22 protein-coding genes are annotated in these 23,201 nt (G+C 66.1%); 14 read left to right on the plus strand and 8 right to left on the minus strand.

Translation table 11 applies throughout. The features are described from left to right. Nucleotides 1–152: 152 nt before the first annotated feature. Together H289_RS0106955 and H289_RS0106960 are read left to right on the plus strand one after the other, a co-directional pair. On the plus strand, nt 153–797 hold the full coding sequence (locus tag H289_RS0106955; protein ID WP_196809997.1) for an SRPBCC family protein: 645 nt from the start codon (nt 153–155) through the stop codon (nt 795–797). 27 nt (nt 798–824) lie between these two features. After that, on the plus strand, nt 825–1,643 hold the full coding sequence (locus H289_RS0106960) for an HpcH/HpaI aldolase/citrate lyase family protein (protein ID WP_020100042.1): 819 nt from the start codon (nt 825–827) through the stop codon (nt 1,641–1,643). A 3-nt stretch (nt 1,644–1,646) separates the two neighbouring features. Here the strand turns inward: H289_RS0106960 and H289_RS0106965 are convergent, their stop codons facing one another. Further along, nucleotides 1,647–1,886 carry a hypothetical protein gene (locus H289_RS0106965; protein WP_020100043.1) on the minus strand — a complete coding sequence of 80 codons (240 nt, stop codon included), beginning with the start codon at nt 1,884–1,886 and terminating at the stop codon, nt 1,647–1,649. Between the two features lie 371 nt (nt 1,887–2,257). Here H289_RS0106965 and H289_RS0106970 point away from each other — a divergent pair, with 371 nt between their 5' ends. Both H289_RS0106970 and H289_RS0106975 read left to right on the plus strand, forming a co-directional pair. Beyond that, a complete protein-coding gene (locus tag H289_RS0106970) occupies nt 2,258–2,515 on the plus strand; it encodes a DUF3297 family protein (protein WP_029104881.1) in 258 nt (85 codons plus the stop codon). Between the two features lie 9 nt (nt 2,516–2,524). After that, on the plus strand, nt 2,525–3,700 hold the full coding sequence (locus H289_RS0106975; protein ID WP_020100045.1) for a damage-control phosphatase ARMT1 family protein: 1,176 nt from the start codon (nt 2,525–2,527) through the stop codon (nt 3,698–3,700). Between the two features lie 5 nt (nt 3,701–3,705). Here H289_RS0106975 and H289_RS0106980 read toward each other — a convergent pair whose 3' ends face one another. From H289_RS0106980 to H289_RS0106990, 3 genes are all read right to left on the minus strand, one after another. Then, nucleotides 3,706–4,737 (minus strand): peptidoglycan-binding domain-containing protein, encoded by a 1,032-nt coding sequence (locus H289_RS0106980; protein ID WP_081633339.1) that lies wholly within the window; start codon nt 4,735–4,737, stop codon nt 3,706–3,708. A 92-nt stretch (nt 4,738–4,829) separates the two neighbouring features. Continuing rightward, complete coding sequence (locus H289_RS29950; RefSeq protein ID WP_020100047.1) at nt 4,830–7,847, minus strand: patatin-like protein; 3,018 nt, start codon at nt 7,845–7,847, stop codon at nt 4,830–4,832. Between the two features lie 91 nt (nt 7,848–7,938). Beyond that, a complete protein-coding gene (locus H289_RS0106990; RefSeq protein WP_155944068.1) occupies nt 7,939–8,616 on the minus strand; it encodes a hypothetical protein in 678 nt (225 codons plus the stop codon). A gap of 250 nt (nt 8,617–8,866) precedes the next feature. Here H289_RS0106990 and H289_RS33590 point away from each other — a divergent pair, with 250 nt between their 5' ends. The 3 genes from H289_RS33590 (at nt 8,867) to H289_RS0107005 (ending at nt 13,792) form a co-directional block, all read left to right on the plus strand. Beyond that, nucleotides 8,867–10,291 (plus strand): glycoside hydrolase family 25 domain-containing protein, encoded by a 1,425-nt coding sequence (locus H289_RS33590; protein WP_020100049.1) that lies wholly within the window; start codon nt 8,867–8,869, stop codon nt 10,289–10,291. A gap of 106 nt (nt 10,292–10,397) precedes the next feature. Next, complete coding sequence (locus tag H289_RS0107000) at nt 10,398–13,004, plus strand: helix-turn-helix transcriptional regulator (protein ID WP_020100050.1); 2,607 nt, start codon at nt 10,398–10,400, stop codon at nt 13,002–13,004. A gap of 38 nt (nt 13,005–13,042) precedes the next feature. Continuing rightward, nucleotides 13,043–13,792 (plus strand): LOG family protein, encoded by a 750-nt coding sequence (locus tag H289_RS0107005; RefSeq protein WP_020100051.1) that lies wholly within the window; start codon nt 13,043–13,045, stop codon nt 13,790–13,792. A gap of 11 nt (nt 13,793–13,803) precedes the next feature. Here H289_RS0107005 and H289_RS0107010 read toward each other — a convergent pair whose 3' ends face one another. Both H289_RS0107010 and H289_RS0107015 read right to left on the minus strand, forming a co-directional pair. Further along, the gene (locus H289_RS0107010) at nt 13,804–14,370 is read right to left on the minus strand and encodes a dihydrofolate reductase family protein (protein ID WP_029104883.1); all 567 of its coding nucleotides are present in this window, start codon (nt 14,368–14,370) and stop codon (nt 13,804–13,806) included. An 83-nt stretch (nt 14,371–14,453) separates the two neighbouring features. Next, nucleotides 14,454–14,891, minus strand: a complete 438-nt coding sequence (locus H289_RS0107015) for an SRPBCC domain-containing protein (RefSeq protein ID WP_029104884.1) — start codon at nt 14,889–14,891, stop codon at nt 14,454–14,456. Between the two features lie 173 nt (nt 14,892–15,064). Here H289_RS0107015 and H289_RS0107020 point away from each other — a divergent pair, with 173 nt between their 5' ends. Both H289_RS0107020 and H289_RS0107025 read left to right on the plus strand, forming a co-directional pair. Continuing rightward, nucleotides 15,065–15,637, plus strand: a complete 573-nt coding sequence (locus H289_RS0107020; protein ID WP_051128429.1) for an SOUL family heme-binding protein — start codon at nt 15,065–15,067, stop codon at nt 15,635–15,637. Nucleotides 15,638–15,695: 58 nt separating this feature from the next. Then, on the plus strand, nt 15,696–16,190 hold the full coding sequence (locus H289_RS0107025) for a TspO/MBR family protein (RefSeq protein WP_029104886.1): 495 nt from the start codon (nt 15,696–15,698) through the stop codon (nt 16,188–16,190). A 6-nt stretch (nt 16,191–16,196) separates the two neighbouring features. On the opposite strand, the gene H289_RS0107030 is transcribed toward H289_RS0107025, so the two are convergent. Next, nucleotides 16,197–17,702, minus strand: coding sequence for an SDR family oxidoreductase (locus H289_RS0107030; protein WP_155944069.1), 1,506 nt, complete (start codon nt 17,700–17,702; stop codon nt 16,197–16,199). 154 nt (nt 17,703–17,856) lie between these two features. On the opposite strand from H289_RS0107030, the gene H289_RS33970 reads away from it, so the two are divergent. The 5 genes from H289_RS33970 to H289_RS0107055 all read left to right on the plus strand — a co-directional run bounded on the left by H289_RS33970 (nt 17,857) and on the right by H289_RS0107055 (nt 21,970). Next, the gene (locus H289_RS33970) at nt 17,857–18,039 is read left to right on the plus strand and encodes a DUF4193 family protein (protein ID WP_020100057.1); all 183 of its coding nucleotides are present in this window, start codon (nt 17,857–17,859) and stop codon (nt 18,037–18,039) included. A gap of 43 nt (nt 18,040–18,082) precedes the next feature. Continuing rightward, nucleotides 18,083–18,433: a PNPOx family protein gene (locus H289_RS0107040; RefSeq protein WP_020100058.1), complete on the plus strand. Its 351-nt coding sequence runs from the start codon at nt 18,083–18,085 to the stop codon at nt 18,431–18,433. 158 nt (nt 18,434–18,591) lie between these two features. Continuing rightward, complete coding sequence (locus tag H289_RS0107045) at nt 18,592–19,473, plus strand: enoyl-CoA hydratase/isomerase family protein (RefSeq protein WP_020100059.1); 882 nt, start codon at nt 18,592–18,594, stop codon at nt 19,471–19,473. A 53-nt stretch (nt 19,474–19,526) separates the two neighbouring features. Next, on the plus strand, nt 19,527–20,672 hold the full coding sequence (locus H289_RS0107050) for a CoA transferase (protein WP_051128430.1): 1,146 nt from the start codon (nt 19,527–19,529) through the stop codon (nt 20,670–20,672). Continuing rightward, nucleotides 20,666–21,970, plus strand: a complete 1,305-nt coding sequence (locus tag H289_RS0107055; protein WP_020100061.1) for an amidohydrolase family protein — start codon at nt 20,666–20,668, stop codon at nt 21,968–21,970. The genes H289_RS0107050 and H289_RS0107055 overlap by 7 nt, the downstream gene beginning before the upstream one ends. Here the strand turns inward: H289_RS0107055 and H289_RS0107060 are convergent. Further along, entirely contained in the window at nt 21,967–22,965 is a 999-nt protein-coding gene (locus tag H289_RS0107060; protein WP_020100062.1) for an NAD(P)H-dependent flavin oxidoreductase, read from the minus strand. The two genes, H289_RS0107055 and H289_RS0107060, sit on opposite strands and share 4 nt — an antisense overlap. Between the last annotated feature and the right edge of the window lie 236 nt (nt 22,966–23,201).

Below are 23,201 nucleotides of genomic sequence, written 5' to 3' on the forward strand. Positions count from 1 at the left end.
GGCGCAACCGGGGCCCTGCTCATGCCGATCGCACTGACGCCGACGCCGGCGAGTCCTCCCGCAGCATGGACCCGGTCTGGACAGCCGGCAGCCACAAGTCGAAGACTATGGGGCTATCGGCACAAGGCGCAACAATCGACCAGGGAGTGGTGATGACGAGATACGCCAGCGCATCCAGAACTTGGGATGGCGGTTGGGCCGAAGCTGAACGCGCGGCCGAGAAGATGGTGTTTCGTGCACCGACGTTCGCTCTGGAGCTGGCCAAAGCACTGCGGCCTGACCGGCGTTCCGCGCATGTCGGCGGCAATCTGGCTACCGCCACCGAAGAGGTGGTGATCAATGTTCCTGTCGATCGTGTCTATGCGCAGGTTGCCGATGTGACGCAAATGGGCCGGTGGAGTCCGGAGAACACCGGCGCGACCATCAGAGACGGTGGAATCGTGGGTGTCGGAACAGTCTTCGACGGCCGCAACCTGCGTGGCCGCTTGCGCTGGACCACCCGCTGCGAGGTGATCGCCGCCGATGAGAACGAGCGCTTTGCCTTCAAGGTGCGGGCGATCGGATGGGACCGGCCGTTTCTGCGTTTCCCGATAGCGACCTGGACGTACCGGTTCCGGCCAATCGATGAGGCGACGACCGCGGTCAGTGAGACCTGGGCGGTTGGCCCCTGGCCACGACCGGTAGTCGATGCAGTCAATCACTGGTCGGCGAACGGCCTGACGGGAGCTGAGATTCAGAGCAGGAACTTGGCCATCACATTGCGGAATCTGAAACAGCGACTCGAAGCCGACGACTAGATCTCGTTGTCCGGTTAGCCTGACGCCATGACCGTGAACTCGAAGGTTTCGCGCTCCTGGCTCCTGGTCAATCCGTCTCGCGAGCCTGATCTCGGGGCGCTGCTGTCGACCACGAGCTCCGACGAGGTGATTCTGGATCTCGAAGACGCCGTCGCTCCCGATGAGAAGGAGGCGGCCCGGGACCGAGTCGTCGAATTCCTGAACTCCGGGGCGCGGACGTGGGTCCGGGTCAATGACGCGTCCAGTGATTTCTGGTCTGCCGACTGCCGTGCGCTGGCTGAATGCCGCGGGCTCAAGGGCGTCGTGCTGGCCAAGACCGAGGGCGGAAACCACATGTGGGATACCGCGAACCGGCTCGGTGGCGAATCACCGGTGATCGCGTTGATCGAAACCGCGCGCGGGCTGGCGCGTGTGCATGACATCGCCGCGGCACGCCCGTGCTTCCGCATCGCGTTCGGCGTCAACGACTACACGCTGGACATCGGCGTCGAGCAGGACCCGCTGGCGCTGGCCTACAGCCGTTCCCAGCTGGTCGTCGCGTCGCGCGCGGCGCACATCCCGGGTCCGATCGATGGGCCCACCCGCGATCCGGATCAGCTGGCCGAGGGTGTGGCGCTCACCCGGCAGATGGGTATGACGGGCAAGCTCGCGCTGCGCTCGTCCGACGCCGACGTCATCAATTCCGGGCTGAGCCCGTCCGAATCGGACATCAGCTGGGCACGCGAGTTCGTCGAGCAGTTCAACGCCCGGGGCGGAAAACCCAAGGACGGCAGCGACTTACCCCGATTGAACCGCGCCAGGATCATCCTCGAGAGGGCACGCCAACTGCGGCTGATACCGAGCTGAACGTCAGGTCAGTGGTACCCATCCCCGCGGGTCTACGTCCGTGGGAACGGCACGGACGTAGAAGCAGTTGCTGAACCCGAGCGCACCTTCGCAATGGTTGAAGATGCCGTTGCCGTCGGCTTGCCCGTCGCAGTATCCACCCCAGGGGGTGTTGAAGCACTGTCCTGGTGTGGCGTTGGCTGCGCCGATGGGGCTGAGTGCGAGCGCCGCGGCGGCGACTGCGAATGCGAGTGCGATTTTCATCAGCCCATCCCTCCTTCTGCCATGAGGTTTGATCTGTCGCGAGGCGCTGGTCCGTTGCCGTCACCAGGCCCATATAAATTCCGATGGTAGGCCGACTTCAGGAGTGCTGGCACCGTTATGTGTGCAGGCGAACAGCCATCCCCAGCGGACTTCCGAGACGGGTGTGACACGTGAGGTCTATGGGGATTTTGTGAGTGCGCCAGCGAGCAATTGTTGGCGGCACCAACAGGTTTCGATGCGGCGGCATCTGCCGCACCATCCGCGGAGAGCTTGGGTCACGTCGCCCGCCAAGACCTACGCGGAACCCGTTCCGACGGGGTCGCGTACGTTCTTAGCGAAGAAGAATCCGTCAGCATTCAACGAAAGTGATCATGTCCGAGGACCAGAACACAGACGTTCCACCGAATCACCTCTCGATCGACCCGCGCAGCCCCTACTTCAACGAAGAGGCGCTCCTGCGCGACGTGGGTATCCGCTTCAATGGCGTCGAGCGAACCAACGTCGTCGAATACAACGTGGCCGAGGGCTGGGTGCGTGTGGAAGTCCCCACCGCCAAGGACCGCCGCGGAAACCCGATGGTCGTCAAGCAGAGCGGCACGGTTGAACCGTATTTCCGCATAGCGAAGTAGCGGACGACCGTGGACACCACCGGTGCGCCCACGATCACCGCAGCGGTGCCGGGGTCCTTCGAGTGGGATGTCTTCCATGAGCGTCATCCAAAGCTGATTCAGCAGGTTCTGGACACCACGCCCTACACCGCGGCCGAGGAGGCGACGCTGCGGCGGCTGCTCGTCGAGAGCACCACCGGCGTCCTGGAGCCGTTGCCCGAGCATGCGCATGACCGGGATGATTGGCTCGCCTGGGGCGAGCGCCTCTACGGACGGCCCTGGGGTGAGGTGCCGTTCCTGTGGAGCGAGAGCTACTTCTACCGCCGGCTGCTCGAGGCCGTCGGTTACTTCGGGGCCGGCGCCTGGCGCGGAGTCGACCCGTTCGCACCGGTCAAGACCGCCGAGTTGGCGGGGCCGGCGGTCGATGAAGAGCTGAGTGCGTTCGCCGACCTGGCGGACGCGTCGGAGGACCAGCAGCACAAGGCGCTGCTGGTCGCCGCACTATGGGGCAACCGTGCCGACCTCAGCTTCCAACTCCAAAAGAGTGCGGGCGCCGCGGACGTGGACGCGGCGGGCATCCTCGTCGACGACAGCGCCATGCTGTGGTCCGCGCTCCGATCGCAGGACAATCCGACCGTCTGCCTCGTCGCCGACAATGCCGGACGCGAGTTGCTGGCGGATCTTGTCCTGGCCGACAGCCTGCTCACCCAGCACCTGGCGGCCGAGATCGTGCTGTACGTCAAGCCGTATCCCTACTACGTGTCGGATGCGACGACGGTCGACGTCCTGGCCGTCATCCGACGCTTGCGGACCGACACCCGTCCGGAGATCGGGAAGATCGGTGACCGGCTTTGGGACGCGGTGCGCGGCGGCCGGCTCGCGGTCCGCACCCACAAGTTCTTCTGTGCCCCGCTGTCGTTCCATGACATGCCCGACGATCTCGCGGCCGAATTCGCCACCGCCACAATGACTGTGATGAAGGGCGACCTCAACTACCGGCGCTTGGTCGGCGACCGGTACTGGCCCGCCACAACACCGTTCGACCAGACCGTCGACTACTTTCCGTCTTCGGTCACGGCACTGCGGACCCTCAAATCGGAAGTTGTCGTCGGCCTGCCGTCCGAGCAGCTTGCCGAACTCGATGCCACTGGACAGCGATGGCGGACCAGCGGTGGGTACGCGGTGATCCAAGCCCGGGTGGAGTAAGGGATTCAGACGACCACCGGACTGGGCTGAGGAGCCAGTACGGATCCGCTGATGAGTCGGTCCCGCATCCACCGCGTGCCGCCCTCGAGCTCGAACGGCGCATAGTGCGGGTTCGGGTTACTGGCCAGGAACACCGCGCCGCTGATCATCGCCTCGATAACGGCGAACGCCTCGCTGAAGGGCGCATGGAGCGTGAACGCGATCTGCCCCGCGAGCGAGAACGGGTTGCTGATCCAGTCGTTCATCACCGCCTCGTAAACGGCGGCTTTGACCGCGCTCGCCTGGTCGTCGCTGTTCTCGGCGAAAATGTCGCCTTCGCGGTAGACGTCCATCCAGTTGTCGGGCTTGGCGGGGAAACCGGGTAGCCCGAACCGCCGAATCGGGTCCAGGCCATGGGTGCCGGTCGCTGTCACCCGGGGTGTGGCCCACGGCGCGATGGAATCGGTCTGCCGGCACGGGTTGGCATATGCCAGAACGCCTTTGAGGTCAGGTGTGCGCCAGGCCAGTGGTTGCCCGGGCTGCAGGTACCGGAAGTAGAAGTACGAACCCACGATCGCGCCCTGCGAGTAGATGCCGAGCGACCATGGCGTGCCCTCCGGGAACGGCACGCCGTTGTCCATCTGCGTGGCGCCGAGCAGACGGGCGAGCTCGTTGATCCCGCTCTCGTTGTCGAACGGGAGTGCTCCGTTGTTGTAGCCGACGGGCTGGTGGTGGCAAAGGCCTGCGTTCTCAAGGATTGTTGCCGTGTCTGCCGCCGGTCCGCGGAACATGTCCGACAGGTGGCCCTCGACCGTGAACATGATGGGGCGCAGGTTCCGTGGCGGCGGCACGTAGTGGGCCGCCTGGGCGGTCACGTCGTCGAAGATGCCGGTCTGCGGCAGCCCGAGGCGCCGTTGCATCTCGGTGACGGCGGCGACGTCACTGTCGCCGTAAACCCGGTCTTTTGCGGGCGCGTACGCGCGGTACACGCGCTGGAACCAGGCTTGCCAGTATTCGATTTCTGTTCCGTGGGCTCCGGGCCCGTATGGTAGTGGCATTGGTGTGCTCCCTCCAGAAGCTTGACGGCTCGTTTGCCATGAAAATGGTTGACAGACAACGTGATTCAGAAGGTGCGAGATACGCCCTGTGATCATCTCGACAACGGACGGCTCGCGGACCGCGCCCTTAGAGCCCGTGGTGTGGCGAGCGATACGTGGAAGCGCCGAACCGATTCCGGTGCAGGACACGCGTCATCGTTGCGCGTGAGCGGGTCGGCGACACGGGCGAGTGACGGTCTGCTGGAGTGCTGCCACATTCCCAGAGCAATGAGATATGCGCCTGTCCCGCCGGCGACTAACAGACCCAACAGTCCCACGAGGATCGAGCCCTGCAGCGCGGTTGCCGCGCTGACAATGAGAAGTACTGCGCCGAGAGTGAGAAGCGATGCGCCGAGAACGATGATCCGGTGCGCGTCGCCTTTGGCCCACCATACGGCGCGATACGCACCCACGGTCATCATCCGTGTGACGTTCAGTGGTGGCTTGAGAACGCCTGGTAGCTGTTCGACGGAACCGGCCGCCGCGGTCACGGTGGCCACGGCTTTGGCGATGGTGCACGACATGAGTGGGGAGCCACCATCAGTGGCGAATGTCTCCGCGGCAATGGGATTTTCGGGCAGCAATCCGTATTTGGTAGATGCCGAGGCGGCCCGGACCGATTCGGCCCAGCCGAGAGTCGTTTCGGGGCTCCAGTCCGGGGGTTCTCCCGCTCGCGGGTCGAGTACGGCATCAGCGAGCGCATCCAGTTCCTCGTCGAGGACACTTCTCTGCCACGGCTGCGCCAGCCACATGGATGTGTGGGGAAGGCTGGTCGGCATCGGCTGGTCTGGGTTGTCGAGGAATCGGAGTTCTGTGAGGACCGCGGCAGGCGCCGAGTTCGCGCTCGGAATGTCGGGCGCCCCGATCGCTCCGAGCTTGTCCACGAACCACTGCGCCCGGCTGACTGCCCCGTTGGCTTCGGGTGTTGGAACGATCCACTGCACGCGTCGTGGGTCGAGAAGGGCGTGTACCAGCCATCCCGCGCCGTCGAGCCGACCCCACATCCAGTCGTTGGCACGCCATGACCGTTTGTAGAAGGCGCCGAAGTGGTGGAACTGCATGCCGGTGAGTTTCTCGGTGGCCGTCTGAAAATCGGGCGCGAGTTGACAGCGGGTATCGGCGCTGACCTGGATCAGTTCCAGCGACTGCTCGACGTCCGCGTCGGTGGGGAGCATCGCCCGCTGGGTCGCGGCGAGGTTGAACAGCTTGGTGGCCACGGTTCCCGATGTGGATTCCTCCCCAAGATAGGTGAGATAGGTCTTGAGCTGGTTGAGGTGCTGACTATCAGGCGGGCGGACGGCGTCGGCTGCCCGCCTGATAGTCAGTGGCTGCTTGGCAATGTCGTCCAGAGTGTTCCGTCCGTCAGCGATGGCGGAACCCATTTGCGCCCAGGCTGTTTCGTCGATTTCGAGGTGTTCGAGATAGGCCTTGGCGATTTCCTTGGCGGCCTCGTCCAGTGATCGGTTCCGGGTCTGTGTGTTGGTGCAGACCCTGGTGATGAGGTCGCCGAGGTCGAACGGTTCGGGCGGCGGGCACGCGTTGGAGATGCCGGCGGCGATTGTTGAGATGGCGGCCATTTCCTCTGGGGTCGTCGCGAGCTGGTAGGCGGCCCGGACGATGACGATGGCGCACGCCTTGGCAAGGTCGAAGGCTGGCCGCCCGTACCGTGCGAGTTCGGCTGTGCTGGTCGGAAGCGATCCGCCAGGGGACAACCAATGAGCCTTGATGGACTCGGTGATCGTTGTGCGGCAGAGGTTTTCGGCGTCGCCGCCGATCTTCAGATTTGCTTCCCAGCTCGTGGGGATGCTCTGCGGTGAGCCGTTCGCCGCGGGCCACGTGCTGAGCTGGCGAAGCAGGGCGGCGGTGACGGCCTGCGCGTGTCGGGTGGCTTCTTGCTGCGCGTAGTCCGTCAGCAGCCGCGGGGTCAGCAGCGGCCTGTCGGACCCCAGATTGATGGCGAGCTGTGCGAGATGCAGTCTTGTGTTGGCGCGCGCGTGCATCCGGTCTTGGTGGGTGCGGATGGCACGGAGGTCGACGGAGATCGATTGCGACGTCATTGCGGTGAGGTCTTTGAGGAGCGCGTCGACGAGTCCGAGAGGTTCGTCGAGTCGATCTTGCGGAGCTTCCTCCACGGTTGGTGTCGGTCCCGAGGACGGCACGACGAACAGGAGGACCCGGCGGACCGGTCGTTGGGCGGGCCGATCGAAGATTCGTTGCAGCACAACGTCAATGGGCTGGTTGTCCAGCAATCCACCATCGGCGACCCAGTGCGGCCGGGTGAAGTTGGTGAAGCGTGCCATCGGCGGTCGGGCGGGCACGTCTCCCGACCTGACGGTTCCTTCTGTGAAGGGGATGAAGGAGGGCTCGAACGCGGCGGGGAACGAGGCGCTGCTGCGCGCGGCCAACGCGAGTGCAGACGCGGCATTGCCATTCGTGAGGTTCTGCTCGGTGAAGGTAAAGACGCCGCGCCGGTCGACGTCTTGGACCTGAGTACCGAAGGAGTCGGTGAACCTGCTGGTCTCGCCGTTGAGCAGTGTCGTCGTGATGTAGAGCGTCGTAGACGGCAGATCACCACTGCTTTGGGTCTGGAACGGCCCGTGCGTGAATGTCGGAATCTCGGCGTCGAGGCTCTTGAACATGCGTTCGTCGCCGTAGAGGAGCGACGGCGTGCTGGCATCTGTGGGATCGCGTAAAAGGTCGGTCAGCGCACCCAGGTCGAGCCAGAGTTCGCGGAGATTGCCCAGGTCGGCGCCTTTGACTCGGGACCAGGCGAGGAACGCTGCATTGATGCCGCCGGCGCTGGTTCCCGACAGAATGTCGACGTCGGCAACGACGTCGAGCAGATCGATCAGCTCGGCGTAGAGCTTGAGGGATGTTTCCGCCGCCGTGGTTAGCGTCGAGGCGGGAAGGTCACCGCCCCTCAGTCGCCACTCCGACGCCTGGGCAAGCAGATTGATCTCACGTGTCACCCCGGCCATCCAGATCGCGAGGCTGACTCCGCCGGTCATCGTCGTCGCGAGGCGTAGTTCCTGGGTGGACTCCGACGCCTTGGACGGACTCTGAAACGCCATCGCGCACCTCCCTTTTGCTGGATTCGAAGCTAATGACGGTGGCGGGTGGCTGTATCGAGTAGTCGACTACTCGAATATGCGAATTCAGATGTCAGGGCTCGGAATTCGCTACCGGGACGGCGGCATTACCCGTGCCCAGGAACGGTGTGAGGATCGTCATCATCAGTGCTCCGCCGACGGCAAGCGTGCCGGACAGCATCGTGAACGCGCCGTGGGGCACACTGTATTGCAGTGGTGACCCGGGCACTGTCAATCCGTATACGGCCATCGACAACATGGCTGCCGCGATCGGCAGGTACGGCGGGCGCATGACGCATAGCGCGCTCACAACGTCCCCGTGCTGCAACGTGTAATTCCGCTTGGCGCAATAGGTCGCGAGGATGATGGCACCGCAGGCGATCACCGAAAAGCCGTAGAGCACCCACCGGCCGGTGTTGTACGTAGGGCCTGAGTCGACGAACAATGCCAACAACGTCGTGTAGGCGACGAGTGCCTCGGCCGGGATCTGGGCGGCCAGCAACTGCGCAAATCCGGCAGCTGTATCGATCAGCGGTGCCGGCGGGGCCACTTGGGCGATATCAGTTGGCCGACGCAACGTCGCCGTCGGTCCGGGGGCCGGCATCTCCGGCTGCGCGTCCGGCACTCCGCCCGACGGCGCCGGTGACGGTGAAACCCCCTGTCCGGCGCCAATTGTCACGCTGTTCAGCGGCTGACCGACCGGTGCGAGGTCGCGCGCGACCGCGACCGACGCCATGGCAACCAGGCTCATGATGACCTCCTCGGTGCTGGCAAGGACCACCGAGTCGCCGTGTCAGCTTGCGATCCGGTTCGCCTATGCCCCAACGATGTTGCACCGCCGGCGGCTCGAACACGCGCGTAGCCCGCTACTCGACAATTGCGGCGTCACCGCAATATCGGGTGCGCCGATGCGGAGCGATTCGAGTAGTGGGCTACTGGTGCGGCCCTGCATCTCTCGTCGCGACACTTGGGTTCCCATCACTTCATCAAAGGAGGGACTGATGACCGTCACTCGAGGCGACGTGGAGTTCGCCAAACGCATATTCTTCGACCGGCTCGGCGACGACTACGTCTACGGCGGCACCTGGGATCCGAACGATCTCGGCGTGGGTTGTGACTGTTCGGGCCTGGTGACCGACGTACTCTCGGCGGTGTTCAACGGCGACCAGATGGTCTGGGGCAGGCAAGGTCTGTCCACCGAGTCGTATCGGTACCTGCCGTTCGGCGAGCAACACGTCGGACCATTCGATCTGATGCACGTCGCATCGTTGAGCGACGTGCCCGGCGACGCGCCGGTGGTGATCAACCTGCACCATGAAGGCGACGGCGGTCCCCACTCGCACATGAACTGTGTCGTCGACGGCGTCGCGATGGAATCGTCGGGCTCCTGGGGGTGCTGCACCACGCCCAAGGCCCTCCCGTCTGACAGCAATTACTGGAACGACCACTGGTACGTGGCCGGCCCGATCGTCGAGGACGGCACACCCCCGACTCAGGCTCATGTGGACAGCTTCTTCGCCGACGTGTCCGAATTCCAGGTGCCGGTCAGTGATTCCTACCCGTACAAGATTCTGTCCATCCGCGTATGCGACGGCACGCATCGGGATTCCAACTTCGCGCAGAACTATGCGTGGATGCGCAATGCGCTGGACACCGGCCGGCTGGATTGCGGCATCGTCTACACCTACGTGCGCCCGAACTGGCAGGACAATGCCAACACGGTGCGGCAGATGATCGACGCCAACGGGGGACTGCACCCCAGGGTCGTCCTGATGCTGGACGTCGAAAGCGGCGGGAATCCTGGCGGCGACGGATCCGCCTGGATCAACGCCCTGTACGACAACCTCGCCGAATACGCCGGCAATCCGGCGCGCATCATCGGTTATGCCAACCAGGGCGACTTCAACACCATGTGGGTATCGCGGCCCAAAGGACTTCGGGTGATCGCTGCGTCGTACGGCTCCAACCCACTGCTGCCCGGCCAGATCGCGCATCAGTACACAGACGGGGCATATGGCGCGAATCAAGGCCTGCCGATGGGCTGCAACCCGTTCGGCAATTGCGACATGAACGTCGCAGACGGCTTGTCGCCCAACGATTTTGCCGCCGCTTGTGGCATCGGAACTGCGGCCGACGCAGGGCCGGTAGCTGCCCGAGCGACAGGAGTGATCACGATGGCTCAGCCGCAGGACATCATGAACATGTTGAACGGCACCAACACCGACGGCTCGCCGCTGATCGGCCCCGACGGCGCGGACTACCGGGTGGTCGACCTGCTGGCCCCGGACACCGAGCCGCTCGACGAAAAGCAGAACACCACTCGCTCGGTCTTCGACCAAATTACGACATTGGCGAAAGTCCTTACCAGGACCCACAACAACAAGACGCTATTCGACATGGTGTCCGATCTGCATGACAAGATGTAACGTCCGTATTTCGGGCCGGTCGTTAGCTGCCGGCCCGAAAAGCGGACCGATCTTTCCCGGTCATAACGCCTTCAACAGCGAAAATCGGCCGGTAGAATTGTGCGCCGTGGCCCAGAACTGGCCGGTCGTTCACCGCGACAGTGAATTCTCGGTGATTCGCGGAGCATTGCTCGGGGAATCCGGCGATTGCGGCATCGTCCTGGTCGGTGATGCGGGCGTAGGCAAAACGACGCTCGCCCGGCTGGTCACCCAGTCGCTGCCGGTGCGCGCGCACTGGGTTGCGGCAACCGAGTCGGCGCGGGGCATCCCGCTCGGCGTGTTCGCCCATCTCGTACGCAGCGCCACCTCGCGTGACCCGGTGGCATTCCTGTCCGCGGCGCGCGAAACGATTCTGGCCGAAGGTCATTCGGTGATCGGCGTCGACGACGCACATCTGTTGGACCAGCTGTCGGCGACGCTGCTGCACCAGCTGGCATTGGACGGTTCGGTGCGCATCGTGGCCACGGTCCGGGCCGGCGCGCCGGTCCCCGACGCGATCACGTCGCTGTGGAAGGACCGGTATCTGCAGCGGTTGCATCTGATGCCGTTCAGCCAGCAGCAGTGCGTCGGCCTCATCGAAGAGGCATTGGGCGGACAGGTGGAGGGTCTGTCTGCCGAGCTGATGTGGCAGGCCTCGGGCGGCAATGCACTGTTCGTCCGCCACCTGGTGGAAGGCGCCATCGAGGCCGGGACTCTGCGGCAGGTGCGGGGCGTGTGGCAACTGCGGGGCCGCGCCGCGGTCACCTCGGAGCTGGCGTCCTTGCTGGACTCCAGGGTCGACCAGTTGCCCGACCAGGTGCTGCACGCACTGCGGTTGCTGACCTTCTGCGAACCCCTCGACCTGGATACCCTGACCGCCATCGTCGGTGCGGAGGTGGTCGAAGAGGCGGAAAGCCGCGGTCTGGTGCGCGTCGGTGAGGAACCGGGTGGCATTGATGTGCGCTTCACCCACCCGTTGTTCGGTGAGGTGATCCGTCGCCGGCTGGGGATGGCCGCGGCCCGCCGACTTCGCGGCGAGCTCGTTCGCGCGATGCGGGACCGGCCGCTGAACAGTTCGGCGCACCGTATCCGGCTGGCGGAGCTGACGCTGGACAGCGACGAGGTCCCCGATCTGGACCTGCTCGTCACGGCGGCGAGAGAGGCGATCGCCCTCACGAACGTGACGTTGGGTGAGCGGCTGGCGCGCGCGGCGACCAACCGGGGCGGTGGTCTCGAGGCCGGCGAACTGCTGGCGCGTTCGCTGCTGTGGCAGGGCAAGGCGACCGAGGCCGAGGAGACGCTCAGCTCGTTCGACCCCGAGCAGATGACCGAACTTGAGTTGCTGCGGTGGGGATGGGCCCGCATCGCCAACCTGCACTGGGCAATGGGTGACGCCGAGGGCTCCGATGAAGTGCTCGCCCTGCTCCGCGAGCGCATCACGAGCCCCGAGCTGGTACCGATCATCGACGGCACGGCGTCGGCAACACTGGCTTTCGAGAACCGGCTGACCGAGGCCGTGGCGATGGCCAATCGAGTGCTGGCCGAGCCCATCGCGCATCCGGTCGCGTTGCAGTGGGCGGCCTTCGGTGGTGCGCTCGCACTGGCACTGATGGGACGCAGCGAAGAGGTGGCGGTATTGGCGCGCCGGGGCCGCATGGCCAGCGCGAAGGCGGACGGGTTGCTCCGTTATCTCACCGCGTTCGGGGAGGTGCGGGCATTGGTGCTCGCCGGCGAATTCGACGCGGCGAGCAGCCGATCCGCCGTCATGATGCAGATCACCTCGTCGGGCCAGTATCTGGCGTGGGGGATGGCCAACGTGTTGGTCGGCACCATCGGTTTGGCCCGCGGCGATTTCGTCGAGACGGTGTCGCGGATGGAGCAGACGGTGGCGGCACTGACGGCAGAGTCGGCGGCTTCATGGAGCTTCCCGGCCCGGCTGCTGCTGGCGCAGTCGTACTGCGCGTTGGGCCACGTGCAGCCTGGGGCCAAGATGGTCGCCGAGCTGAAAGTCCGCTCCGGCCGGCACGTCGCGGTGTTCGGCCCACAGCTCAGGATCGCCGAATCGTGGCTCGCGGCGGCAGAGGGAAACGTCAGCGCCGCAATCGAACTGGCATTGGATGCGGCCCGGTTGGCCGACAGTTCCGGCCAGTGTGCGGTGACCATGCTGGCGTTGCATGACGCAGTGCGATTCGGGGACCACAGCGCCGCGGACCGGCTGATCGAGGTCGCGTCCGGAGTCGGCGGCCGCATGGCGGCGGTGATCACGGCACATGCCCGGGCCGTCAGCGAGCGCGACGGTGCCGGATTATTCACTGCCGCAGAGCAATTCGAGCAGCTCGGCGCGCGGCTGTCCGCTCTCGACGCAGCCGCGCAGGCATCGGCGACATTCGCGGCGGCGGACGACCGGCGACGCAGCGCCGAGGCCGCCGCCGTCGCCAACCGTTTGGCCGCGCAGTGCGGGGGAGTGCGCACTCCCGCACTGGAATTGGCGGCGCACCCCTTGCCGTTGACGGTGCGCGAACGTGAGATTGCCAACCTGGTTGCCGCCGGGCTGAGCAATCGCGAGATCGCCGACCGGCTGACGGTATCGGTCCGCACGGTCGAGGGCCACCTGTATCGGGCCTGCATAAAGCTCGACATCTCCGACCGTGAGGATCTCGCCAAGTTGATCCGCACCGGTGCGGCGGCCAGCTGAAACTCAGGTGAGCACCGGCTTCCCATACGCTGGCCGACGTGAACGAGAACGACAACCTGGACGACGACGGCGACCTCCAGATCAGCGGCCCGGTGCAACTTCGTCGCGACCGATGCGCTGCCACCACCGCTGATCAGCGCCTGCTGGATAGTCACCGTGACACCCAGTGGCTACACACGGACCCCTGGCGCGTGCTGCGGATCCAGGGCGAGTTCGTCGACGGTTTCGATGCCCTGTCGGAAATGCCCAGGGCAGTCACGGTTTTCGGCTCCGCCCGCACGGAACCACATTCGCTCGAATACCGGTTGGGTGAGGAGTTGGGCGCCGCGCTGGTACACGCGGGCTACGCCGTGATCACCGGAGGCGGTCCGGGAGCGATGGAGGCGGTCAACCGTGGGGCCAGCGAGTCCGGCGGCTATTCGGTCGGTCTGGGCATCGAGCTGCCGTTCGAACAGCGCCTCAACCACTGGGTCGATCTCGGGATCAACTTCCGCTACTTCTTCGTGCGCAAGACCATGTTCGTCAAATACGCGCAGGCGTTCGTGTGCCTGCCCGGCGGATTCGGCACCCTCGACGAGCTGTTCGAAGCCCTGACCCTGGTACAGACCCGCAAGGTCACCGCGTTTCCGATCATCATGCTGGGCGTCGACTACTGGTCGGGCCTCATCGGATGGATCCGCAACACGATGCTGGCCGAAGGAAAGATTTCCGAATCCGACCTTGACCTGATCCACTGCACCGACAGCGTGGCCGAGGCCGTGGACATCATCGTCGCGTCAGCGCGTTAGCCGGGCCGCCCTCAGTCGCGCTTGGCCTCGTACCGCAGCAGGACGGTGCCGCAGGGAAACGTGCGGTTCTCCAACAGTCGCAACGAGATCCATGACGGCAGCGTCGGGAAGAACGGGGTGCCGCCGCCGACTGCTATGGGCACGAGCACGATCCGGTACTCGTCCACCAGCCCGGCCTGCACGACGGGCGCGGCCAGTGTCGCGCCGGCTATCTCCAGATTGCCGTCGGTCTCGGCTTTGAGCTTCGACACCACCGCAACCGGGTCGGCGCGTTCCAGGCGGGAGTTCCAGTCGACGGAATCCAGCGTGCGCGAGAACACGACCTTCGGCATGTTCCGCCAGATGCGGGCGAAGTCCACGATCAGCGGGGTGGCATCCGGTTCCTGGTCGGCGGTCGGCCAGTACGCGGCCATCAGCTCGTAGAGCCGCCGGCCGTAGAACGATAGGGCCGTTTCCCGCTCGAAGTCGTTCCAGTACTGATGCAGTTCGTCGCTCGGTTCGGACCAGTCGATGCTGCCCTGTGCGTCGGCGATGTATCCGTCGACCGACACGTTTAAGCCATAGATGAGTCTGCCCATGTAGATCAGACTGCACCCGACGGCGAAATTCATCGGTCGAGGGCCGTGTCTCGGCCGCGCCGCTCAGCCGGCGCGGCGCTCGCCTACCGGAGGGACTCGGCGCGCTTCTTGACGCCGTCGGTCATGCCGCCGAAGCCGTTCTTGAGGGCGCGGCCCAGCAGGCCGGCGACGATCGGGGACACTGGGCCGAACAACTGGAAGTGCGAGTCGTAGCGGGTGCGACCGTCGGGCAGCGGGGTCAGCCGGTGCGAGCGCTCGCTGCGCAGCAGTCCCAGCGGGGCGGGCTTCATGTTGTAGCTGAACTCGACGCCCGGGGTGAAGGTGTTGATGTATTCGCGCTGCTTCTTGGGCGGGCCGATCAGCACCACCTTCATGTCGATCGGGCTACCGGGCTCGAACGTCGACGAGCACTCGATGCAGAACGGATTCCACTCGCCGTAGCTGGCCCCGTCGGTGAGCACCTGCCAGACCACCTCGGCCGGTGCGTCGATCTCTACTGACCTGTCAATCGCGAAACTCACAGACACACCGTACGGGAGAGGGTGTACAGCTGCCGACAACTGTCCACTCATCGGCGACAGCTCCGCTTCCGCGATGCGAACCACTGAGGTTCAGGCCATCCGCGGGCGCGTCGGCTCCGAATCACGTTCGACGGAGTAGTCGAAACGGGAAGGCGTGCGATGTGCTGAGCCAGATGCGAACGTTCACGACGCAGTTGTTGGTACCGGTCACGTCGACGGTCGGGATCCGCGGCGGGGTCGAGGAGCCGCCGTACGATGCGGAGCCGTTGGCCGGCGCAGTGCAGATTCGCAGGTACGGACGACGAATCGCCGCTCAGATCACGGTGCACGGAGATGAGGAAGACGCACGTGGCGAGGGATTCCGGAGCTTGGCCGCCTACATTTTCGGGGGCAACCGGCAGGGCGATCGAATCGCGATGACGGCGCCGGTCGGGCAGCAGGGCAGCCATGACCGGGGTTGGGTTGTCCGGTTCTTCATGCCGGCGGGATCGACGCTGGAGGCGTTGCCCGTACCTGAGGACGCGCGCGTCGAGCTGGTTCAGATTCCGGCGGAAACCGTTGCGGTACTGCGCTTCAGCGGTGATCGTGGCGCGGACAGCATTGCCCGGCGCACCGCTGACCTGCGCGACACGCTCCGCGACTATGGATTCACCGCCATCGGCGACCCGTCGGCCTGGTTCTACGACCCGCCATGGACGCTGCCGTGCCGACGTCGCAACGAGATCGCGATTCCCGTTGAAACGTGACCGCTTTGCAGCCCGCCCGATCGACCACGTCCCCAATTCACCACAGGAGTACCGCACCATGAAGCTGAAAACGATCGGCGCCACGGCCGCCGCTGTAGCTGCCACTGCCATTGTGGGAGGGACGGCAACGAGCCCAGCAGTTGCCTCACCGTGGTACGCGCGTCTGCGCAAGCCGAACTATCAGCCGCCCCGGCAGGTGTTCCCCATCGTCTGGCCGCTGCTGTATGCGGACATCGCTGTCGTGTCCGCCGATACGGTCGACCGCCTAGTCGACGCAGGCGAAGTCCGCGCCGCCCGTCGCTTCGGTACGGCACTCGCGATCAATCTGGGGCTCAACGCCAGCTGGTCGTGGGTCTTCTTCAATCGTCACCGGCTCGGTGCCGCGGCACTGACCGCTGGCGCGCTGACCGTCAGCAGCGCCGACCTGACGCGACGCGCCCTCGAGGTACGACAACTACGTGCGGCGCCCCTGGCCGCCTATCCCGCCTGGTGTGCTTTCGCGACCGCACTGTCGACGCACATCTGGTGGATCAACCGGCGCCGCCGGACGTAGTGACGGTCACTGGGCGGCGATAGTTCCCTCCTTTGCCGCTTCGGCGCCGATGTTCTTGATCATGCCCGTGAAAATGATCCCGTGAAACGGCATCAGCGCATACCAATACAGCCGTCCGGCAAGACCTTTGGGAAAGAAGATGGCCCGCTGATGGAGTCGGGTGGTGCCATCGTCGCGGGATTGGAGTTCCCATTGCAGCCACGCTCGGCCCGGGGCGCGCATCTCGGCACGCAGCCGCAGCAGATGCGGCCGTTCGATGCGTTCCACGCGCCAGAAGTCGAGGGCGTCGCCGGTATAGAGGGTGTTCGGGTTGCGCCGGCCGCGTGCCAGGCCGACACCCCCGGTCAGTACGTCCAGCCAACCGCGGACCGTCCAGGCGAGCGGAAACGAGTACCAGCCGCGTTCGCCGCCGATACCCTCGACGACGCGCCACACCTGCTCGATGACCGCGTCGCAGTCGATGCTGCGATCGTCTGTATAGATGGCGTCGCCGGTCCAGCTGGGATCCGACGGCAGCGGGTCGGCGGGGGCGCCGGTCGGTGACGCGTTGGCCCAGGTGGTTTCTACCTCGCCGTCTTCGATGCGGCGCAGCGCCAACCTGACGGCGTCGCGGTATCCCGTGGTGCCCCCGGGCGGCGGCGGAATCACCTCATCGATGTCGTGCTCGGTCACCACAGAGTCGGTGCTCAGGGACTCGATCAGGGCGCGGCCGATGCGAGGTGGAACTGGAGTTACCAGCCCGATCCACAATCCGGCGAGTTTGGGCGTGAGGACGGGCAGGACCACGATCCTGCGCCTGGCCAGCCCCGCGACATCGGCATAGATCTGCATCATCTCTCCGTAGCGCAGGACGTCGGGTCCACCGATGTCATAGGTGCGTGAGCGCGGCACCTCGGCCGTGGCGGCGGCGAGCAGGTAGTAGAGGACGTCGCGTATCGCGATGGGCTGGATGCGGTTGTTGACCCAGCGCGGCGTCGTCATCACGGGCAGCCGGTTGGTCAGGTGGCGGATCATCTCGAAGGACGCCGAACCGGAACCGATGACGACGCCGGCCTGCAGCACGACGGTCGGGACGCCGGAATCGATCAAAATCTCTCCGACCTGGCTGCGTGACCGCAGGTGCGTCGACAGCCGGTCGGATTCGGTGTGTAGGCCGCCCAGGTAGACGATGCGCTTGACGTTGGCGGTGCGCGCGGCGGACGCGAGATTCTCTGCGCTCCGGCGTTCGGCCTCGGTGAACTCGCCAGGGTTGCCCATCGAGTGCACGAGGTAGTAGACGACGTCGATGTCTCGGCAGGCGTCGCCGAGCGTGGCCGCATCGGTGAGGTCACCGCGCACCACCTCCACATCAGCCGCCCAGGGCACGTCGCTGATCTTGTCCGGGTTCCGCGCCATCACGCGCACTCGGTGGCCGGCCTCGATGACGCGGGGCACCAAACGACCGCCGATGTAACCGGTGGCCCCGGTAACCAGCACGCGCAATGAAGGCGCGGATTGCTTCACGTCTGTCACAGACTCTCCTCGGTAACGGCTTCAGCTCGACTGCCTAGGACATTTCCCAAAAATGCCCTGCTTTACCCAGTGATTCGGAGGCCTGCCGCGCGCGGATGGTTGGAAGATTGGTTTAGTCCGAACGCCGAACGGGCATTCGGTGCGGACGCGCCGCATGTGCGGTGTCGTCTTGGAAAGGTCAGACCACGTGACGATCGATTACGACAGCCCGCAGCAGCTGGCTCGTACGCCGCAGCAGGTCAATGAATTCATTTGCATCCGTTGCATTCACGTCCGGGAGTTCAGCGAGCTGGCGGCTGACCGATCGCAGGGACACGTCTGTCGCGAGTGCGCGTGATCAAGACCGGCCGACTCGCGCCACCCGCGCTAGCCTGGCGATCATGTCCAGCAGCTTTTTCGACAACCCGGTCACCCGCGCGATCAATAAGGCCGCGGTCGGTCTGACGACTGTGCCCGTCCTCGGCGACATCGTCGGCCGCAGCCTGGTCGAGATCCGCTACACGGGTCGCAAATCGGGGCGCAGCTTCCAGACCCCTGTCAATTACCGGCTGTCCGGCGACGACGTCATCATCAGCGTGATGGCACCGGATTCCAAGAGCTGGTGGCGCAACTTCCTCGGCGAGGGCGCCCCCATCACTCTGCTCAACTTTCGCGGCGCCGACCGTTCTGGGCATGCGATCGCGACGCGTGACGACAAGGGCCGGGTCACGGTGCGGGTCCAGCTCGACTAGACCTTCAATCCGCGGCGGAAGTGGCATGATCCGGATGTCCACATCCGCAGGAGGCGAGAACGTGCCGCTGGCTCACCGTGAGGCCGAGGACCGGGTGTCCATTGCCTGACGAACTGAGGGTCGTCGATCTTGCCGCTGACCCGGCTGCCGCCGGTCTGGTGATCGGGGTTGGCGACCCGGCCGGTGATGACGCCGAGTTCTGGCTGCAGCAAGCGACTTTCACGCTGGTCGACCACCCGTGTGCGGACCGCAGGACCGTGCAGGTGCCCGATGTGGACGCGGCGCTGGCGCAGATCGCCGAACGCGTCGCCACGTGGCAGCAGACCGCTGCGGTGTGCGACGACGTGCTGCGCGCGTTCGACCCCGCGGCGCCGACGTTCGCCGGGGTGATCACCGAATCGCTCGCGTATTCGACGCTGCAGTCCGGTCGGGAGTTCGCGCGCTGGCTGGCCGAACGTGGACCGAAAACCGTTCCGCTGCTCCCGGATCCGGTGGTGTCACACCGGGATGGTGACACTCTGCACGTCGCGTTCAACCGCCCCCAGCGCCACAATGCTTTTTCCACCGATGCGCGGGCGGCACTGCTGGAGGCGCTGGAGGTCGCTCGTCTGGACACCTCGGTGACGGGTCTGGTGCTCACCGGCAACGGTCCGTCCTTCTGCAGCGGCGGGGACCTCGCCGAATTCGGGACGTTCGACGATCCGGCGTCGGCGCACCTGGCCCGCACGCGCTTCAGCCCGGCCCTGGTGCTCGACGAGATCACCGCGCGATTGGGTGCGGCGTGCCGGGCCGTCGTCCACGGCCAGGTATTGGGCAGCGGGCTGGAGATGGCCGCGTTCTGCGGGCAGGTGACCTGTCACCCCGATGCCACGCTCGGCCTGCCGGAGCTGGCGCTGGGCCTGATCCCCGGAGCCGGTGGCACGGTGAGCATCACGCGACGGATCGGTCGCTGGCGCACAGCGTATTTGGTGCTGTCCGGGGCGACGCTTGGCGCGGCGACGGCGCAGGACTGGGGCTTGGTCGATGCGGTCTGCGCGTGAGTGATGAGGTGGCGCGGGACTGGTCGGTCAGTGGGCTGGCCGCGCTGACGGGCATGCCGGACGGACCACCGGACGTCAGCCGCGCCGCGATGTTGACTCGGGCACGGGCGGTCGCATCCGAGTTGTCCGACCAGCTCGGCATCGAGGTCGACGCCGCGGAACTCCTCGCGGGGCGGGCCGCGCTGTCGGGGCTGCACCGGCAAGGCCGGACCAGCGCCGGGGGCGCCACGCGGCTGATCGCCGGGCGGGACGGATGGTTCGCCCTCACCCTGGCGCGGCCCGATGACGTCGCCGCGGTACCGGCGCTGCTCGAATGCGATGTGCCGATCGATCATCTGTGGCCGGCGATCACCGAGTGGGCCGGCCGCCGTCAGGTCGCCGCTGCTGCGGAGCGTGCGCGTCTGCTCGGTCTTCCCGTTGGCGTGCTGGGGGAGACCGCTGCGGCCGCACCCGTGGTCCGTCGGCACGGCAACCGAAAACGGTTCCGGGACTATGCCAGGGTGTTGGTGGTCGACCTGTCCTCGATGTGGGCCGGTCCGCTGTGTGGACAGCTGCTGGCCCGAGCCGGCGCGACGGTGATCAAGGTGGAGAGCCCGTTGCGGCCGGACGGCACCCGGCAGGGGGAACGACGGTTCTTCGACTGGATGAACGCCGGAAAGCTTTGTTACGCCGCCGATTTCGGCCAGCCTGACGAGCTGCGCCAGTTGTTGTCGGTGGCCGATGTGGTGATCGAGTCGTCACGCCCGGATGCTCTCGTCAACCGGGGCCTGGGGCCGGACGATGTTCCGGCGCGCGACGGCCGGGTGTGGCTGCGGGTCACCGGGCACGGCACCGCGGGGGCCCACGCCCACTGGGTCGGGTTCGGTGATGATGCCGCGGTTTCCGGTGGCCTGGTCGGCTCCGACCCGGCGGGCAGCGGACCGGTGTTCTGCGGTGACGCGATCGCCGATCCGCTGACCGGGATGCACGCCGCGCTTGCGGTGGCGGCATCGCTGCGGCGCGGTGGTGGTGAGGTCGTCGAAGTCGCCCTGGCAGCCGTGGCGGCCGAATACGCCGCGTTACCGCTCACGGCCGGGGGCAGCGTTGGTCCGGTAGCCGGCCCGGTGGCGCCCGTGCTGTCGTCGCGGGCCGGCGAGTTGGGTGCCGACAACGCGCGGGTGCGGGACATCGTGCGTGAAAGGGATTCCGGGACATGCTGATTCAACGAGCCACGCTGCTCGACGGTCGGGCCGTCGATATTCGGCTGGGCCGGCGCATCGAGGCCATTGCCGACAACCTCGAGCCGGTCGCTGGGGAGGACGTTCTCGACGCGGCCGGTGGCACCGTCATCCCGGGACTACACGACCATCACGTCCACTTGCGTTCGGCGGCAGCGGCGTTGACGTCGGTGCGGGTCGGTCCGGGGGAGGTGCGCAGCCGCGACGCGCTGCGTGCGGTCCTGGCGCAGGCCGCCATCGGCGTGGACGGCTGGATTCGGGCCGTCGGCTACCACGAGGCCGTCGCGGGACCGCTGGATCGCACAGTGCTCGACGAGGTTTCCCCGAATGTGCCGGTGCGCGTCCAGCATCGCAGCGGGGTCCTGTGGACACTGAACTCCGCGGGGTTGGCGGCCGTCGGCCTGCCCGGCCATCCCGACGGCCGGCTGCGCAGCGCGGACCCCGGCTGGACGCATGCATTGCAGCGCAGCGACGCCGGGCTCGGCGAGATCAGCCGGCGCCTCTCGGCGTTCGGTGTCACCGGTGTCACCGACGCGACCCCCGACCTGACTGCCGAGGATGTGATGGACTTCGCCGAGGCGCGCCGGCATGGCGAACTGCGCCAGCGCGTCGAAGTCCTGGCGCCGGCCAAGCGCATCCTGCACGACGACGATCTGGACCTCGATGCGCTGGCCGATTGGATCGGCACCCGGCACAGGCAGGGCGGAATCGTTGCGCTGCACTGTGTTACGGCCATGCAGCTGGTCGTCGCGATCGCCGCGCTGCGGCAGGCGGGGTCGCGGGCGGGGGATCGCATCGAGCACGGCGCCGTCATTCCCGACGACTGCCTGGCCGACCTGCGGGACCTCGGCGTGCTGGTGGTGACCCAGCCGAATTTCGTCGCCGAGCGCGGCGCGCAGTACCTCACCGACGTGCCCGCTGACGAGCATGGTCAGCTGTGGCGGGTGGCGTCGCTGTGTGGTGCGCAGATACCCGTCGCGCTGTCGACCGATATGCCGTTCGGGGACGCCGATCCGTGGGCGGCGATGCGCGCCGCGGTGCACCGCACGACGCCCGCTGGCAGCGTGCTGGGAGCGGATGAAAGGATCGACGCCGCAACGGCATTGGGTATGTTTCTCGGCGCACCTGAGCAGCCGGAGGTGTCGCGGGAGCTGGCGGTGGGCCTGCCGGCGGACGTGTGCCTGCTGGCAGCGCCACCGCGAGACGTCGTGGCTGCGCTGGACGCCTCGCTGGTGGCTGCGACCGTGTACGACGGTGCGGTGGTGTATCAGGCGGGCTAGTGCACCGGCTCGAGAACCTCGTCGTCGAGCACTCGGCTCAGCAGGTCCTGTCGAGCCTCGACGTACTGCGTCTTCAAGGTCTCGACCAGTTGCGCGACGGTGAGTCGTTCCTTGATGCTGCCCACGCCCTGACCGGCGCCCCAGATGTCCTTCCACGCCTTGGCGTCCGTGTTCCCACCCGAGCCGAAGTTCATTGCCGAGGCATCGGATTCGGGCAGGTTGTCCGGGTCGAGGCCCTGGGCGACGATGCTGCCGCGCAGGTAGTTGCCGTGCACGCCGGTGAACAGGTTGCTGTACACGATCTGGGACGCGGTGGAGTCGACGATCATCTGCTTGTACTCGGGCACCGCGTTGGCTTCGTCGGTGGAGAGGAATGCCGAACCGACGTAGGCGAAGTCGGCTCCCGCGGCGAGCGCGGCAAGGATGGACCGGCCGTGGGCGATGGCGCCGGACAGCAGCAGCGGACCGTCGAACCACTCGCGGATCTCACGGACCAGCGCGAACGGGGACTGGGTGCCGGCATGGCCGCCGGCGCCGGCTGCGACGGCGATGATGCCGTCGGCGCCCTTGTCGATGGCCTTGTGCGCGAACTCGTTGTTGATGATGTCGTGCAGGACGATGCCGCCGTAGGAGTGCACCGCATCGTTGATCTCGGGTCGTGCGCCCAGCGAGGTGATCACGATCGGGACCTTGTGCTCGACGATCACGCTCATGTCGTGTTCGAGACGGTCGTTGGAGCGGTGCACGATCTGGTTGACGGCGAACGGCGCGACGATGGCGTCGGGATTGGCGAGGGCGTAGGCGGCGTTCGACTCCTGGATCTCATCCAGCCAATCGCCGAGCAGGCTGGACGGCCGGGCGTTGAGCGCGGGGAACGAGCCGATGACGCCGGCCTGGCACTCCGCCTTCACCAGGTCGGGACCGGAGCAGAGGAACAACGGCGATGCGACCACCGGCAGGGACAGGCGCTGTGCGAGGACGGGAGGCAGACCCATGGTGGTGATAGCCCTTCGAATCGGAGACCGTGTTTGAACGGGACTCTAGTGGCGCCGGAGTGATTATGCAACTAGTGGCATAATCAGGATTCGGCGGCCGCTGACGTGCAGCTGCGTGGTTTCGAACATGTTGGCAGTTGGTCGTATTTGGGTAGCGTCGATCATCAGTTCTGGCTGCCGTCGCGCTTTTATGCAACAGATTGGATAACGGGCCTGACAGGACTGCTGCCGCTGCG

This window comes from Mycobacterium sp. 360MFTsu5.1 (assembly GCF_000383495.1).
Taxonomy (GTDB): domain Bacteria; phylum Actinomycetota; class Actinomycetes; order Mycobacteriales; family Mycobacteriaceae; genus Mycobacterium; species Mycobacterium mucogenicum_B.